Annotated in this window: 8 protein-coding genes; 3 read left to right on the top strand and 5 right to left on the bottom strand. The window is 58.4% G+C overall.

The features are described from left to right. Positions 1 to 42: 42 nt before the first annotated feature. A complete protein-coding gene (locus tag KI809_RS11965) occupies positions 43 to 9,048 on the bottom strand; it encodes a glycoside hydrolase family 94 protein (protein ID WP_337833311.1) in 9,006 nt (3,001 codons plus the stop codon). Positions 9,049 to 9,447: 399 nt separating this feature from the next. Between KI809_RS11965 and crcB the strand changes: the two genes are divergently transcribed. Continuing rightward, on the top strand, positions 9,448 to 9,825 hold the full coding sequence (gene crcB, locus KI809_RS11960; RefSeq protein ID WP_214171784.1) for a fluoride efflux transporter CrcB: 378 nt from the start codon (positions 9,448 to 9,450) through the stop codon (positions 9,823 to 9,825). An 11-nt stretch (positions 9,826 to 9,836) separates the two neighbouring features. Beyond that, the gene (locus KI809_RS11955; RefSeq protein ID WP_214171783.1) at positions 9,837 to 10,181 is read left to right on the top strand and encodes a DUF190 domain-containing protein; all 345 of its coding nucleotides are present in this window, start codon (positions 9,837 to 9,839) and stop codon (positions 10,179 to 10,181) included. 57 nt (positions 10,182 to 10,238) lie between these two features. Here the strand turns inward: KI809_RS11955 and KI809_RS11950 are convergent, their stop codons facing one another. The 3 genes from KI809_RS11950 to KI809_RS11940 form a co-directional block, all read right to left on the bottom strand. After that, on the bottom strand, positions 10,239 to 11,567 hold the full coding sequence (locus KI809_RS11950) for an anaerobic C4-dicarboxylate transporter (RefSeq protein ID WP_214171782.1): 1,329 nt from the start codon (positions 11,565 to 11,567) through the stop codon (positions 10,239 to 10,241). Between the two features lie 258 nt (positions 11,568 to 11,825). Beyond that, positions 11,826 to 13,244, bottom strand: coding sequence for a sigma-54-dependent transcriptional regulator (locus tag KI809_RS11945; protein WP_214171781.1), 1,419 nt, complete (start codon positions 13,242 to 13,244; stop codon positions 11,826 to 11,828). Further along, entirely contained in the window at positions 13,241 to 14,944 is a 1,704-nt protein-coding gene (locus KI809_RS11940) for a transporter substrate-binding domain-containing protein (RefSeq protein WP_214171861.1), read from the bottom strand. Before KI809_RS11940 ends, KI809_RS11945 begins: the two co-directional genes overlap by 4 nt. Positions 14,945 to 15,255: 311 nt before the next feature. Between KI809_RS11940 and KI809_RS11935 the strand changes: the two genes are divergently transcribed. Beyond that, positions 15,256 to 15,690 carry a PAS domain-containing protein gene (locus KI809_RS11935; protein WP_214171780.1) on the top strand — a complete coding sequence of 145 codons (435 nt, stop codon included), beginning with the start codon at positions 15,256 to 15,258 and terminating at the stop codon, positions 15,688 to 15,690. A gap of 54 nt (positions 15,691 to 15,744) precedes the next feature. Here the strand turns inward: KI809_RS11935 and KI809_RS11930 are convergent, their stop codons facing one another. Next, positions 15,745 to 16,713, bottom strand: a complete 969-nt coding sequence (locus KI809_RS11930; protein WP_214171779.1) for an HD-GYP domain-containing protein — start codon at positions 16,711 to 16,713, stop codon at positions 15,745 to 15,747. Positions 16,714 to 16,892: the final 179 nt, after the last annotated feature.

The raw sequence follows: 16,892 nt of genomic DNA, 5'->3' as shown, positions 1-16,892 counted from the left end.
CATCGCTGAACACCTCTGCTTCACTGTTTTCATTGTTCTGTCTCACCCTGCTGTTTCGGAAACCCCCATCCTGACGACAACCTGATGCTTTACCAGACCCTGCTCCAGTTCGATAACTCCATTGGATACAGTCTGGCCATCCATCTCCACCCATAAAACACCGCGTTCGCAGCCGTGGGGATTCTCCACCCGGATCGCATAGATCGTTTCCCCGTGGCGATAGCTGAGGCTGAACCCCGGCCACGCCGCCGGGATAACCGGATTAATCCGCAGTTGTCCGCCCCGCACCTGTAGCCCCAACACCTCTTCAACCCAGGCCCGGTACATCCAGGCTGCCGAACCGGTATACCAGGACCAGCCACCCTGGCCGACTCGGCCGGGCAACCGGTAGACATCGGCTGCGACCACATAGGGCTCAATTCCGTAGTGCCAGACCGCTGCCGCATCGCGGGCATGCTCGATCGGGTTGAGCATGCGTAACAGCTGCACCGCCCGTTCGCCATCCCCTTTACGGGCCATGGCCATGGCCATCCAGAGGGCGGCATGGGTGTACTGTCCGCCGTTCTCGCGCACCCCGGGGGGATAACCTTTGATGTAACCCGGCGAAGGTGCGGATTTGTCAAACGGAGGCTCGAAGAGAAGCACCATCCCCTCATCTTCGCAGACGAGATGGTTCCAGGCCGACTCCAGGGCCTGATCGGCACGCTCCGGGTCGGCGGCACCCGATAGCCATCCCCACGATTGGGGAAGCGAATCGATCCTCGCTTCCCTGTTCAACGAGGAGCCAAGCGGGGTGCCGTCATCGAAGGTCCCACGCAGATACCACTCGCCGTCCCAGCCGGCTTGCTCGACCCGCTGGGCCAGCTCAGTTCTCTCTTTCAGGTAGGTTTTCTCCAGTTCCGGTTGCTGCATGAGGCTGGAGAGTTCGGCCATCCCCTGCAACAGATCACAGAGGAACCAGGCGAGCCATACGCTTTCACCCTTGCCGTTGGCCCCCACCAGGTTCATTCCGTCGTTCCAATCCCCGGTTCCGATCAAAGGGAGGCCATTGGGCCCGGTTGTCAGGCCACGGCTGACAGCGCGCCGACAGTGTTCAAAGAGCGTAGCGCGCTCATGGGTTATTTCTGGCGAGGAGAATACCTCGTGCTGATCAGCCGTCAGCGTGGCGGCATTGAGGAAGGAAACATCTTTATGCAGGATACCTGGATCGCCGGTCGTCCGGACATACTGGGCAACCACATACGGGAGCCAGAGGAGGTCGTCGGAGATACGCGAACGTATTCCGGCCCCAGTCGGCGGATGCCACCAATGCTGGACATCCCCCTCCTGGAACTGCCGGCTGGCGGCCAGCAGTATCTGGTCAGCCGCCAGTTCCGGCCGGGCGTAGAGGAACGCCATGACATCCTGCAACTGATCGCGAAAACCGAAGGCTCCGCCGGACTGGTAAAAGGCAGAACGCCCCCAGATGCGGCAGCTCAGGGACTGGTATTGCAGCCAGCGGTTGACCAAGAGGTCGGCCGCAAGTTCAGGGGTATGTACTTCAACCGTGCCGAGCAGCGTATCCCACCACGCCCTGGTCCGATCAAATGCGTTCTCGAAGGCCAGATCCTCCCGGTAACTGATCACCAGCTTCCGGGCTTCTGCCATGGAGCCGGCCTGGCCGAGCATGCAGGTGATGTCGCGTTGCTCACCCGGCGCCAGTTCCAGGCTAACCCGGAGAACGGCGCACGGGTCCAGGCCCGCCCCGGTTCGCTGTGACAGCCGGGTCAGCTCCATGCCGAGCGGATTGGCCAGGGAGCGGTTGCGGCCGATAAAGGCGGTGCGATCACCACCGTAGGAATCAACCTGGGGAACCAGGGCTACGAAGGCGACCCGCTCTCCGTACTCAGGGTGGTAGCGGTTGCGGGCTAGCAGCGCCAGGGCTTCGTCGTCCCAGCTGGTCATTACATGCATCTGGGAGGTTTCGCGGTTTTCACCGAGGGTCAATTCCACATAGTAGGTCAGCGACAGCTGACGCTTTCTTGAAGAGGCATTGGTGAGCCGCAATCGCTGCAGTTTGATCGGCTCTCCCCCGTTTTCGTCCACCGGCACGAAGACGGTCAGTTCCTGCTCAATAGCGTTACTGTTATGCTCGAATACGGTATAACCCGCTCCGTGCCGGGCGCGATAGGCGGACTCATCGCGGAGCGGTCCTGCAGTCGGCGACCAGAAGACGCCGCTCTCTTCGTCGCGGATATAAAGAGCCTCGGAAGCCGGGTCCAGCACCGGGTCGTTCGACCAGCCGGTCAAGCGGTTACGCTGGCTGTTGCCATACCAGGTGAAGCCGGAGCCGGTTTCGCTGATCATGGTGCCAAAGGAGGGGTTGGCGATGACGTTCACCCAGGGAGCCGGGGTATTGGTGTTCGGGCCGAGATAGATCGCGTATTCCCGCCCATCCTGGGTAAAGCCGCCGAGGCTGTTGAAGTAATTCAGTTCCATGAAGGGGAGTGGGGCCGAAGCATCGCGGGTGGCGCGTTTGCGGGCCAGCTTTTCAAATGTTTCGGGAGCCTCAACCGGCAGCCCCAATTGCTGGGGCAGGGTGCCGCGCGCTGCCACCAGCACGACACTGGCGGCCGCCTTGAGCAGTTTGAGATCCTCCTCCGGAATCTGCGCCGAGCTTTTCAGGAATACCCCTCCGGCCCTGGTTGTCGCTGCAGAGAAGGCATGGGCCTGGATCAACTGCTCCAGCCGTTCTTGGAGAGGCCGCTCATAGCCACCTGACTCCTCATTGAGGATCACCAGATCTGTGGACAGGCCGTGCATTCGCCAATAGGTGTGGGCCTGGAGCATCTGCCGCACCAGGCTGATATCGCGCCCCTCGCCGATGGTGATCAGGGAGATTGGGAGGTCACCGGAGATTCCATAGGGCCACAGACCTGCCTGCCACTTGCGGTTCTCTGCCAGACGTTCTGCAGGCGGCCGCATGAGCTGATCGGGAAACAGCAGGTAGCTCGCCAGCTGCTGAAAGCGCCGCGCTTCGTCGGGCTGGATGTGCAACTGTTGCAACTGCTGTTGTGCCGAGCGCCAGGCAAAATCCATGGCCCGCTCGATGGCATGGGGGTCACGATACTTATCCATCAAAAGCACTAGCTGCTCGCGGCTGCCCCCGCTGGCAAGCACCAGGGAAACCTGGGCGCGCTCCCCCGGTTGCAGGACGAGACTTTTCCTCAGGCTTAAGCTAGGATCAAGGACATAACCCTGGCTGTTGCCGAGAGGTTTCACTGCGCCCATGGGATTGGCCGGAGTTCGGCCGCGGCCGATGAACCGTCCCCGGTCGGTTTCAAATTGGAACTCGTGTGGCGTAGTGGAGGTTCCATCTTCGGTATGGTGTAGCGTCAGGCAATGGGCCACGTATAGGGGTGATTCGTTTTCACTGCGTGGTCGGCGGAAGGCGAGGAGCGCTTGCTGCTCGGGGAGCGCCTCGGTCTGGATGAACAGCTTGTTGAAGGCCGGGTGCTGGCGGTCCGCGTTGTGGGGTGCCATGGAGAGTTCAACGTAGCTGGTGAGGTTGAGCATGCGGACCCGGCTGGAGCGGTTCATCAGGGTAATACGGCGAACTTCCAGGTCGTCTTCCGGCGAGACGATGACCTCGGTTTCAGTGTGGATACCGTTATCGGAACGACGGAACAGTGCCCGGTCTGACGTGAATTCTGCGGCATAACCTTCAAGCGTGCCGCCGACCGGATGATAGGTGGTGGACCAGACACGATCCGGATCGGCCTCATGGATATAGCAAAAGGTCCCTTGGCTGTCACAGGTCTGATCCGACCGCCACCGGGTGAGTTCCTGCTCCCCCCACTGGCTGTAACCGCCACCGCTGTTGGTGACCATCAAGCCATAGCGGCCGTTGCTGAGCAGGAGACTCCTCGGCGTAGTGGTATGGGGCGTGGTAAAGCTGATGCCTGCCGCAGCTACCGGGTCGCTGCCCGGAAGCATCGGCTCGTTCTGCCGTGTCGAGATCAGGTGCAATGGCGGCAGGTTCGGGATCCGCTCCTGAAGCAGTGCCTCGAAGGCGCGTACCCGGGAGTCGCTGTGAAAACGGCGTGGAAACGGGTTGCCGTGGAGGAAGTTGGTCAGCGCCAGAAATGCCATCCCCTGGTGATGGGCCATATACGCTTCGATAATGACTCCGTGTTTGGGAAGATGGCTGCGGGGCTCGCGTTGCGGCTGCCGGCTGAAATCCATGGACTCGTAATAGCCATAGTCGCCAAGCAACCCCATCCCGGCCAGCCGTTTCAGATTCTGCACGGTTTCTTTCGGCGCCACGTTCAACGCCAGCATTGTGGCATAAGGAGCAACCACCAGCTGCTCTTCCAGGCCGCGCTTCAAACCGAGCGCCGGTACGCCGAACGCCTTGTACTGATAGGTCTTATTGAGGTCAAGATCAGCAAAGGCGGACTCGGAAATGCCCCATGGCACACGATGGGTGCGGCCGTAGGCAATCTGGACTGCCACCGCTTCCTGGGTCGCCTTATCCAGGAGCGAGTTGCCGTAGGACCTTTGGAACAGGAGCGGCATCAGGTATTCAAACATGGTCCCGGTCCAGCTGAGCAACACCCGTTGCCGGCCGATTGCCCCGTATGGCCGGCTCATGGAGAACCAGTGTTCCAGCGGGACATCCCCCCGGGCAATGGCAACGAAACTGCCGAGACGTGCCTCACTGGCCAGCAGATCGTAACAGGATACATCCGGACGGTCGGTGGAGATATTATGGCCGATGGCGAACAGCTTGCGCTTGGGATCATAGAGAAAGCGCATGTTCATCCCGGAAGAAAAATCGCGGATGTTTACAATCAGCCGTTCGGCAGTCTCCAGGGTTTCCCCGGCCAGCCACTGGCTAGTGGCAAAAGAGTCGATGACCCGGTCGAGCCAGGGGGCGAGATGGACAACGGACTGGGGAGATTCCTCACGCATCGCTCTAAGCATCGTAATCGAGCCGATCCGGCCATGGGCAAGATCGAAAAGCGATGGTGCCTGTGCCAGGTCCCGACGGATGGCGACCATGGCTGCCGTTCCCAACGGAGCAAGCTCTTCTTCGGTTTTTTCCGCCATGATTTCGATCCAGGCGAGATAGCGGTTGCTGTTGCGAAGCCATTCACCGACCTGTTGTTCAAGCTCGGCACTCCACGGCAAGGCCAATGATAGGGCTGCACAAGAACTGATATGGGCCTGCACCTGCCGGAGCAGGTCAAGCTGCCCGGCAATACCGGACGGCGGAGCATTCAAGTCGGCCCGCAGTTGGTCGAGCGCAACGCGATACTGTTCAGGGGCTGCTGCCAATGTTGAGCCATGTTTCAGAAGTTCAACCGTGTCGGACAACCCGGCAAATGCCTGATCCTTCAGGAGTGGAGCGTGCAACAACTCCTCAAGGCCCTGCTCCAGTGCCCAGAGGGCGCCCAGCAGGTTGCCGCTGTCAACGGTGGAGACGTAACGCGGCTCCAAAGGGGCCAGGGTCTGGATATCGTACCAGTTCAGGAGATGCCCTTCATATCGCTCCAGGCGACCGATGGTTGCCATGGTGTCGCTCAACTTTTCAATGACCTGGTTGACGGTCAGGTAGCCACAGTCATGGGCTCCCAGGGCACTGGTCATCCAGAGGCCGATGTTGGTCGGACTGGTGCGCATGGCCAGTCGGTCTTGATGGGCGACCTGGTAGTTGTCTGGCGGGAGCCAGGAGGTGTCGGCTGTGACGAAAGACGAGAAATAGCGCCAGGTCCGCCGGCTAACCTGCCTGAGGAAGCGGCGGTCCGCATCCGGCAGCGGTTGCGCCTGCTGTTGCTCAACAGGCCGCAGGTTCAGGAGCCAGCCGAGCAGGGGAGAAAGAAACCACAAAAGGAGCCAGGGTGCGGCTTGGGGCAGGCTTTCCGGCGTTAAACGCCAGATCGTTACCCCCATGACAGCGCTGAAGATGCTCCCCAGGGCCAGAGAGGCAACGAAGAGTGGTTGCTTGCGGGAGGCGCTCCAATGGGTTGCCTGAGCGGTCCACTCGAGAAGATCGCGCCCTGAGATCAGGCGGCGGTAGCAGACCCGGGTGATGGCATCGATGGTTACTGCTGCCTGGTGCGGCAACAGGGAGGCGTCGGCAATAGCCCGCGACAGGTCGTGCAGAAGCTTTGACGGGGAAAAATATTTCAGCCCCTTGCGGGTGGTGGCCATGGTAAAGGGCTGGGCCAGGGGATGAAAGAGGAGTTGCATGCCGACCACCAGGGTGGCAAGCGCGCCGGTCCTCGGAGATATCAGCCAGGAGGCCAGCAGCAGACCCTGGCTTGTCACCGGCACCAGGCTGCGACGCAGGTTATCAAGGATCTTCCAGCGGTTCAGCATGGAGAGCGGGTTGGCGCCGCGACCGCCTGCAGCTTGGGGAACGCGTGGGAAAATCCATCCTGCTATCTGCCAGTCCCCGCGTATCCAGCGATGGGCGCGGCTGCTGTAACTCTGGTACCCCTGGGGGAATTCGTCAAAGAGTTCTATATCACTGGCCAGTCCCACCCGGACGTGTGCCCCCTCGATCAGGTCATGGCTCAGCACCCACTCTTCAGGAAACAGGCCTGACAGCACGCGGCTGAAGGCGCGGACGTCGTAGATCCCCTTGCCATGGTACGATCCTTCGCCGCTCAAGTCCTGGTAGACATCGGAGACCGCCTGGGTGTAGGGGTCGATGCCGACCGCATCACTGAAGAGTCTGCTGAAGGTCGAGGCGCTAGTGCTCGGCAGGGTCGGGCTCACCCGCGGCTGGATAATGGTGTAGGAGTCGGCCATGATATGGCCATTGCTGTCGAAGCGGGGCTGATTGAGGGGATGAGCCAGGGTCTCGACCATCCGGCGGGCCGTGGCATGGGGCAATTGGGTGTCGCTGTCCAGGGTGATGATGAAGCGGACGTCAGCCAGCTGATCCGGTTCGCCAACGTAGACCAGGCGTGCGGCGGTCTCCGGCCGGGTGCCGTCGATCAGTCGGTTCAGCTCCTCCAGCTTCCCCCTTTTACGCTCCCAGCCGATGAATTTCTGCTCGGATTCGCACCAGGTCCGCTCACGATGGAACAGGAAAAAACGCTCGCCGCCATGGCGCTCGTTGAGGTCAGTCAAACGTCTGCTGGCAATCTGGAGCAGCCTGTCGTCGTCTTCGCGGGAGAGGGTGGCTGAATCGGTGTAGTCAGTGAACAGGCTGAAGAGCAGGTTTGCTTCCTTGTTGGCCAGGTAGCGAATCTCCAGTTTTTCCACCTCGGCCTCTACCGTCTCGGCGTTGGACAGCATCATCGGTACAACCACCAGGGTGCGGAAGGCATCGGGAATCCCGGTATCCTCGAAATCCATTTTGGGCAAGGGGCGGGGCGGCAGAAACCGCGTGACCAGGTAGTTGGCCATTTCGATTGCCAGCTGGCTGACCGGAATCAGCAGGAGCAGCGTCAGCCCAAGGTGAGTGGCGAGTGATAGTCCGATCGGTGCAAAGAGGGCGATCAGGGAGAATAGCAGTACGGAGCAGCTGCCGATGCCGAAGGCGTAGGCACCGGTATGATTACGATAGATCCAGTGCAGAGCGCGGTAACGAGGTGCTTCACGGCAGGCCAGCAGCCTGGCCAGCTCGGTCCGGCCCTTGCCAACCAGCCAATAGCCGACATGACTGGTTCGATCATCGGTTGTTGATCCATGCACGGCAAGCGTTGCCAGCTTGATGACGCGCTCTGCGATCTCTTCCTCGCTCCGGTCGGCAGCGCGGGCAAGATCTTCAATCGCCCGACGGCAGTGGTCTCGGGTGGCGAAATCTGTTTCAGGATAAACCCCTGAAGGATCACGGCGGAGCATCTGCTCCACCCGACTGAGTTTCTCGAAAATTTCCCGCCAGTCCAGCAAGGCGAGCTGGCGCAGGCTGGTGAAGGCATTGCCGCAGGATATCTGCTCACTGGCCTGCCGGTTCTGTTCCCGCAGATTGAGATCGTGCATCGGATTTTTGAGCGTGCGCTCCAGCCAACTCTGGACCGGCGCCAATGCCGCTGCCTCGTCGTAGAGCAGGCTAACCAGCTGGCTACCGAAATACGGGGTGGGACGTGGCTCAGCTTTGGCAAGTTCCGCCAGGATCGCGAAGAGTTGGTTGGAATCGCGGCGATTGGCGGCAATCAGCCGATTCGCCCAGAATTCGGCCAGCTGGCGTTCTCGGAGGTCTGCCAGGGCGGTAATGGCCAGGCTCTGGATGCTTTCGATAAGCGCGATGCGCAACATCTGCGGAATTGCCCAGAGTTCGCCGATCGTCAGTGTGCGCACCGATTGATGGGCTTCTATGAACGATTGGATATTCTCCCGATCAAGGCGCAGTTCCGTATGGGAGACGAGATCCTTGGCCAGACCATAGATGCAAGGCAGCCCGCGGTAGGGATCAGCGGCCAGCGTCGGCAACTGCTGATAAAAACGTCGGGGAAGGTTCAGCAGTACATCGCGGGCATTTCCCTCAAGGATGTATTCGTTATCGAGGATCCAGTCAGCAGCCGGTGTGGCTTTCTGTTCCAGAAGGCTCGCTGCGGTGAGATCCTTGCAGATCTGACGGACCCATTGGCGGGAATGCTTGAGACGTTTGAGCAGTTCGGTTGTATGCTGCGGCCTTACCTCGACCCGCTGCTCCCTGGCATGGCGCTCGGCATGTTCGAGCACCTGAACCGGGGAGAGTTTTACTTCCAGGCCTCGCGGCTTCAACCGCTGTTCGCGCTTGGGATGCATGACGAACAGCGCCGGGGGGATATCGCTGCTTTCCCGCAGCAGGGCCATCGGCCGCTGTAGCGATTCGACCGGTGCCTGGAGTATCATGGCCGATTCACCGGGCATGAGCCAGCGGGCGTGATTGTTCAGAACTTCTGTCTCGACGCCATGGCGCCGGCAGAACCGGCTGGTGATATGGACATCTCCTGCCGTACCTTTATGCACCAGGACGGTGCGCCTGAAGCCTTGTGCTGCCAGTCTTTGAAGAGCCCTAAGAGCTTCATCTTGTTTTGCGAAGTAACCGATCAGTATGCCAACACCCACGTTGTATCCTTTGCTGACTACGCTGTCTGAGCGCCTTTAGCCATGGTGAAGGATTTCCCATGACAGAGGTGCCCGGAAGGAACTGTGCGGACTGTCCCAGAGAAGTTGACGAACGAGGTGGATGAAGATGGTTGAAGGCTGAGGAGGGGCGAAATAACTAAGAGAAATGATTTCGGGATGTTAGTTGACTGTACGCTGATCTGACGTTTATTGCCAGGTATATTAATCCATTAACCCCAAAGCGGTTTATAGCTCAGGACGTTGGCGCACTCCGCAACAATGGATCAGCTTATCCCTTACTGAATCTGTCTCTTGCATGGCCGTCAAGAAATCCCTATAAGAAAAGATCGGGTGACATCAGCAGAAAGCCTATTATAATAATGGCGGGAGATGGGCTACATGAAAACAGCGGCAACAATTGCACTCTTCTGTGCCGGTGGTGGGCTCACCCGCTACTATCTTTCCGGGTGGGTCTACTCCTTCCTGGGGCGGGCTTTTCCCTATGGCACCTTTGCCGTCAATATCATCGGGGCCTACTTCATCGGCCTGATCATGGAGCTGGGCATGCGTAGCAGCGCTATTTCCGACACGCTGCGCCTGGGGCTTACCGTCGGTTTCCTCGGTGGTCTGACGACCTTTTCCACCTTCAGCTATGAGACCTTCAAGTTGCTGGAGGACGGCCAGTTCCTGGGGGCATTTGCCAACGTGCTGGCCAGCGTTGTGGTCTGCCTGGTGTTTACCTGGCTGGGAATTTTAACCATTCGTTCGCTTTCGTAGAGGAGAAGGCCATGACAAAGCTGGTTGGCGAGCATATTCTAATGCGCATTTTCATCGGGGAGAGCGATCGATATGAGCACAAGCCGCTCTATGAGGCCCTGGTAGAGATGCTGCGCAAGGAAGGGTTTGCCGGGGCCACAGTGCTCAGGGGCATTTGCGGTTTTGGCGGCCACAGTGTCTTTCATACGCAAAAACTGCTGGACCTCTCCGCCGACCTCCCGATAATAGTCGAGGTCGTGGACAGCCAGGAGAAGATTGACGCCATTATGCCGCGCATCGACGCAATGATGGGGGGCGGCATGATCACCCTGGAGAAAGCTACCGTTATTCGTTATTTCCATAACCAGCAACAATAAGAAAAGCACCCTCGTCATCAGTCGAGGGTGCTTTATTTCCTGCCTGCTGCAAATTCCCTACAAGATTGCGCTCGATATCAGGTATGCCACCACGGTTGATACGCCAACCCCGATAAGTCCCGGGATCATGAAGCTGTGGTTGAGGAGATATTTGCCGATGCGGGTGGTGCCGGTACGGTCGAAGTTCATGGCGGCCAGGTCGCTCGGGTAGAAGGCAAAGAAGAAGTAGGCGTAACTGGCAGGCATCAGCCCGAGTAACAGCGGGATCGGCAGCCCCAGGGCCAGGCCGAGCGGCAGGGTGATGGCCAGGGTCGCGGCTTGGCTCTTGACAAAGGCGGAGATGCAGAAGGTGGCAATGGCAAAGGTCCAGGGAGCCATCTTGACCATAATACCGATGTTGTCGACCAGAAACTTCTTGTTAGCAGAGATGAAGGTATCACTCATCCAGGCAATGCCGAAGATGGAGACAACAGCAATCATCCCGGCGATGAAGACACTTGAATGGGCGATATCTTTGGCTTTTACATCAGCGGCAAACATGATGAAGGCGCCGTAGGCAAGCATGATGAACTGTACCACCGTGGTCATGGGCACCGGTTTCTTTTCGCCGTTAAGCGGCAGCAGTTCCGGGCAGACTGCAAACAGGATGATGGTGGCAACGCCGGCAAAGAACAGGACAACCGAAAGCTTGGCAGTGGTGCTGATCTTCTTGTCCAGGGTGGTGACGTCGGCATCGAGAGATTTGCGGAAGTCGGGATCTTGGAGCCTTACCTGGAATTCAGTATCCTTGTCCAGGTCCTTGCCCCGGTTGAAGCTCCAGGCGGCAGCCATCAAAACGCCGATGATCCCAGCCGGCATGGTAACGGAAATGATGTCGATCAGGGTCACCGGGTGACCGGCCTTTGCGGAAAAGCCGAGAAAGAAGGTTACGGCAGCAGCTACCGGGCTGGCAGTGATCCCCATCTGTGAGGCAACACTGGAGATCGCCATGGGGCGCTCAGGCCGGGTGCCGGTCTTGATCGCCACGTCAGCGATAACCGGCAGCAGCGCGTAAACCGCGTGGCCGGTGCCGACGCAGACTGTCAGGAAGAAGGTGGAAAGCGGCGCCAGGATGGTCACATACTTAGGGTGGGCACGCAGCATCCGCTCGGTAAGCTGTACCAGGTAGTCGAGGCCGCCTGCAACCTGTAGGGTTGCCGAAGCAGTTACCACTGCCAGGATGATGAGCATTACGGCGATTGGTGGTTCCGAAGGAGAACTGCGGAAACCAATTACCAGCAGCGAGACGCCAAGGCCGCCGATAAGGCCGAGGGCGACGCCACCCCGGCGGATACCGATCAGCACCGCGCCGAGCACGAGAATGAATTGAATCCAGAACATTGCCATGGGACACCTCCATGTTTGGGAAAGAGTGAACGAGCTTAGAGCTCTTTTCGTATCTATCCCAGTAAAAGCATGGAGAGTGCCTAAAGTACCATAATGTGCAAATATATGATATTGTTGCATAAAATGGTTGAAGTGCCTATTTGGGCCATGCTAACGGCTATAACCTTAGGGTATAATGTTGGCTTGTTTTAATTATTTTTCTCAGTGATATCGGCATGATAGCCAGAGATAACCGGAGGTTATGGCTATAACCTCCGGTTATACCGGTTCAGCGCGCATCATCTTGAGGCGCTTGTTCAGGGCGGGTTGGGAGATGCCGAGCAGGCGGGCTGCCAGGGTTTGGTTGCCGTTGGCCCGGTGCATCGCCTCGGCAACGAGCAGTCCTGCCGCGTCGCTGAAAGTGGGAAGATCGATAAACCCGGCAAAAGGGTTTTGCCGTGGCGCGGCCTTTTCTGCGCTGCCTGGCCGGGGTTGCCCCACTGCCTTGGCGAATGAGTCCATGGAGAGCATCCGGTCACGATGGATGCTGACCGCATCATAGATCATCGCCTTCAGTTCGCGGACATTGCCGGGAAAGTTATATGTTGCCAGCAGTTGGGCCAATTCCCGTGGCGGGGTCGGTTTCTTTTTTCCGAGAGTTTGGGCCGCTTCACCGAGAAAATGCTCCAGGAGCAGCGGGATGTCTCCCGGCCGTTCCCGCAATGGCGGCACATGAAGCTGGTGGGTGCGGAGCCGGTAGAAGAGATCGCGCCGGAACGTTCCCAGCGTTTCCTTTTCGGCAAGGTTCTGGTGAGTAGCGGCGATGATGCGTGCCTTGAGGCGCTTCGGCTGGTCACAGCCAACCGGGAAAAATTCCCCTTCCTGCAGCAGCCGCAGCAGCTTGACCTGGGAGGCGATGCTGAGGTCGCCGATTTCATCAAGAAACAGGGTGCCGTCGGCCGCTTCCTCGATCATGCCTCGCCGGAGCTGCTCGGCACCGGTGAAAGCCCCCCGGACATGGCCGAACAGGGTATCGCTGAAAACCGTGTCGTCAAGGCCGGCAACATTGACTGTCACCAGTTTGCCCCGGCAGCCGCTCAACCGGTGAACGGCCTGGGCAACAAGCTCTTTGCCGACGCCGCTTTCCCCGGTGATCAGCAATGGCTGCGGGCTTTTGGCCACTGCCTCGGCATAGGCAAAGACGTTGAGCATCGCCCGGTCGCCGGTGACAATGGCGGTGAAGGCTTCAGGGTGGCGCAGTTCGCCCGAGGCGAAGCGGCTGGAGATCTCCTGGTAATCCTGCTGCATCTCCTTCATCCGGACGGCCCGCAGCACCCCGCCGACGATCCGGTCCTCTTCATCGGTCTTGATAAAATAGTCAAACGCCCCGAGTTTCATGCAGCGAACTGCCGTCTCCAGCTGATTGAGGCCGCTGACGACAATCGTGGTGATCTCGGGAAACTGCTCGCCGATCTGCTTCAACAGCTCCTCGCCAGACAGGTGCGGCATGGTGAGGTCGAGCATGACCATGCCGATCCCCCCTTGGGCCAGGAGGCCGAGCACCTCCCGGCTGTCCTGGCAGGTGGCGACATTGCTCAGTCCGGCACAGCTTCTCAGGGTCAGGGACAGGGATTTCAGCCAGGCCGGTTCGTCATCCACCAGGAGAATGCCGAAGGCGGGATAGGATTGCTGGGTCACGTTTCCTCCTTATTGATAACTGGCAATACCAGGGTAACGGTAGTGCCGCTGCCCGGAGCCGAATCGAAATAGAGCTGGCCGCCGTGTTCCTTGATGATGCCGTCGGAGACTGACAGGCCGAGACCGGTGCCGCCGCTCTCCCGCTTGGTGGTGAAAAACGGGTCGGTCAGGCGTGACAGGTTTTCCTGGGCAATGCCGACCCCTTCGTCGCGGATTATCAGGATAGCATCGGCAGTGGTGCGGTTGTAGCGGGTGGTGACGGAAATTCCCCGCTCATTGTCCGGCAATGCCTGGCAGGCATTGAGCACCAGATTGATCACCACCTGCTCAATCCGCTGGCTGTTCCCCCGCACCGGCGGAATGTCTTCTGCATAATTGACTTGCAGCCGGTTGGTTGCTTTACGGACCGCCGGCTCCACAAGCCGCAATGCGGTTCCCACAACAGAGTTGAGGTCTATGGCCTCTTTTTCGGCCACATCGTCCCGTCGGGCGAAATCCTTCAGGTCGTTGACAATGCGCTTGATCCGCTTTGCCCCGTCCTGCATCTCCTCGAGAATCCTGGGAATCTCAATACGCATCTCGGAATAGGGCAGACCGCCAATGGTAAAATCACCATGATCGGCGTAATACTCTTCGAGGATCCGCTCGGTATCGTTGTGGGCCCTTTTCAGGATCGGCACATCGAGCAGGATCAGACCGGTCGGGTTGTTGATCTCATGGGCGACCCCTGAAACCAGCACTCCCAGGGCCGCCAGCTTATCGGCCTGGACCAGTTGCTGCTGGTTGCGGCGCAGCTCTTCTTCGGCATGCTTGCGTTCGCTGATCTCCCGGGTAAGATCGGCAGTGCGCAGGGCCACCTGCCGGTGCAGGGTGCGCGACCAGAGGGCAAAGCCTCCCAGCAGTAGCAACAGCGGGACAAACACCACTGCCCCGTATTTGGCGATGGCGCGCCAGTCCACATGTTCCGGTTCCAGAACCCCGAGCCATTTGTTGTAGATCAGGTCATACTGCCCGGTCTTCCTGAGAATGGCCAGCCCCTCGTTAAAGCGGGAGAGCAGTTCGTCATTCCCCTTCTTGACGGCATAACCGTAGCGATGGGTCGCCACGTTGCGTACGGCGGGAAAGAGGTTAGTCAGCTTCAGTTCGCGAATGATATACATGCCCGGCACGATGGCGACGATGGCAAAATCGGTTTTCCCTGCGGCAAGAAGCCGCAAGGCGTCAGCCGGGGTCGGCGTAAGTTCTAGCCTGCCGGTAAAACCTTCCCGCACCAGCATGTCGTGCATGATCCCGCCCCGATGGACAGCGACGGATTTACCTGCCAGCTCGGCAAGCGAGTTAATCGACGGCGAATCGCGGCGGGCGAAAACAGCGTGATTGACTATGGCGTGAGGCAGGGAAAAATCGACTTCCCTGGCCCGTTCTTCGGAAAAAGACATCCCTTCCAGGACATCGACGTGACCACTCTGCAAGTCGGAACGCATCTCCGACCAGCCACCGAGCCTGAACTCGACCTTCATCCCCATGACCTCGGCAATAGCCCTGGTCAGCTCGACATTGAAACCTACCGGGTGGCCGCTCTGATCGAGGTACTCATAGGGAGGGTAATCACGGTCGCCACCGACGATAATCGTCTGGTTTGATTCCGGCACGGGAGTGGCCGGTAATGCGGCAGTTGCGGTAAACAGCGCTACAAGCATCGATGCCGCAGACAACAGCAGCCGGGCTGACGAGCAACACAAGCCCCGCCTATGGGAAATGATAAAGAAAAAAGACACGGGCTGTTCCTTAAAGCAGCGTACTGAACTGCTTCTAGGATATCCTAATTTTCATGCTTGGCCAGCAAGAGGGTAAACGTGGCTAAGAAAGATGTGGATGAGTTTCGGATACGGGTCTGCCGCTGTGAGCAATCCCTAGCAGGAACCTCACCCTGTTGCACCGGCCCTGTTTTCTGGTTTACTTACAATTGCAGATTGACCTGACCGGACCATAACAGAAACATGGAGGTCACTTGGAAAAGATCCTTGAACAGCTCCTCAAAGATGCGCCGGACGCCATCCTGGTCGCCGATCACGAAGGGCTCATCCGCTTCTGGAATTTGGGGGCAGAGAGGATCTTCGGCCATAATGCGGCTTACGCCCTAGGGCAATCGCTCGACCTGATCATCCCGGAAAACCTGCGTGGCCGCCATTGGGATGGATACCGCCGGGTCATGGCAACCGGGGAAACCAAATACAAGACCGGTCTGCTTACCTCGCCGGGGGTGAGCAAGGACGGCAGTAAGGTCTCTCTGGAATTCAGTATTGTTTTGTTACGTGATGAAAACGGGGAGATGTACGGTTTCGCTTCGGTCATGCGGGACGTAACCGACCGTTGGCACCGCGATAAAGCGTTGCGTGAGAAATTGGCGGCTTGCGAGAGCGAACTTGGCCGGAGGTCAGGCTGATAGAGAGTTCATGATGAGCGGGACAGCCTGTGTATTATTGTCGATAAAGGCGCTTCAACCCACAGGCGCCTGGCTATCGACGATTTTTCTGAACTGCTCGAACAGCTCCTTGTTGAAGGTCCCCCCTGCTTCGCTGGTCATGATTCTTATTGCTTCAGCGTGCGATGAGGCCTTGCGGTATGCCCGGTCGGAAACCAGAGCGCAATAGATGTCGCAGACCGCGGCTACCTGGGCAGAGCGGGAAATGTTATTCCCCTTGAGCTTTGCCGGATAGCCGGTGCCATCCCATTTTTCGTGATGGTGCCTGACGATGGTCAGGGTAATGTCGCTGAACACGCCGGCCTTATTCAGCAATTCGTACCCTTTTTGGGAATGGGTCTTTACCGTTTCATACTCGATGTTAGACAGCGCCTCGGGTTTCTCCAGAATATCCGGAGAGATCAAAGTCATCCCGATATCGTGCAGTATCCCGCCAATCCCTACATCCAGCATTTCGTCCTGACAGATATTGAACGCCTTCTCGTGCATGAGCATGGTGAGCGCCGCGACCTTGACCGAATGCGACAAGATATAAAGATGCCCTGCAGCCACCTCCTGCAATACGGACAGGAGTGAGGCAGAGGTTGAGACGTGCTTCATGAGGTTTCTAATCAGCCCTTTGCACCGGGTAAAGTTGGCGGCCAGCATATGGGGCGCTTCCATGATCTCGGCAACAAACTCCATGGAGGTCTGGTAAAGAACCATGTTTTTCGAGCGCTGGGAGATGGAATCATCCACCAGGAAACCGGAGAGGTTTTCCTCAATGTAGGCGGTCAGATCAGGGGAGTCATCAGAGCGGATATAGATGTTTTGCTTGTTGGTCCGCTCCAGACGATCTTTGTCGGCAAGGGTAAATGGCCGATCATACGGCTTGTAAAGGACATAATTGGAGCCGGTCCCTTTTGTGTAAAGAGCGATTGCTGGAAACATTTCGGGGAGGATACATTCGATGGGAAGCGGTTTAAACGTCTCTACTGAGGGCATCTTAATTCCTAACACGGGTAATCTATAGATTGTCGGCGACAACCAAAGAGATGTCAACCTTGCGGGGCGAATTTGCGTGCATTCGCTTTCGACGCCTGGGTGTTATGGCCAGACTTGTCAGGTTCCCAACCTCGTAAAAAAATGCGGATTGGTGTGTAGTCACATTAAAACCTTGTATA

This window comes from Geoanaerobacter pelophilus, from assembly GCF_018476885.1.
GTDB lineage: Bacteria > Desulfobacterota > Desulfuromonadia > Geobacterales > DSM-12255 > Geoanaerobacter > Geoanaerobacter pelophilus.
Note: the sequence above shows the minus strand (reverse complement) of the source record. Positions and strands in the feature narration are given on the sequence as shown.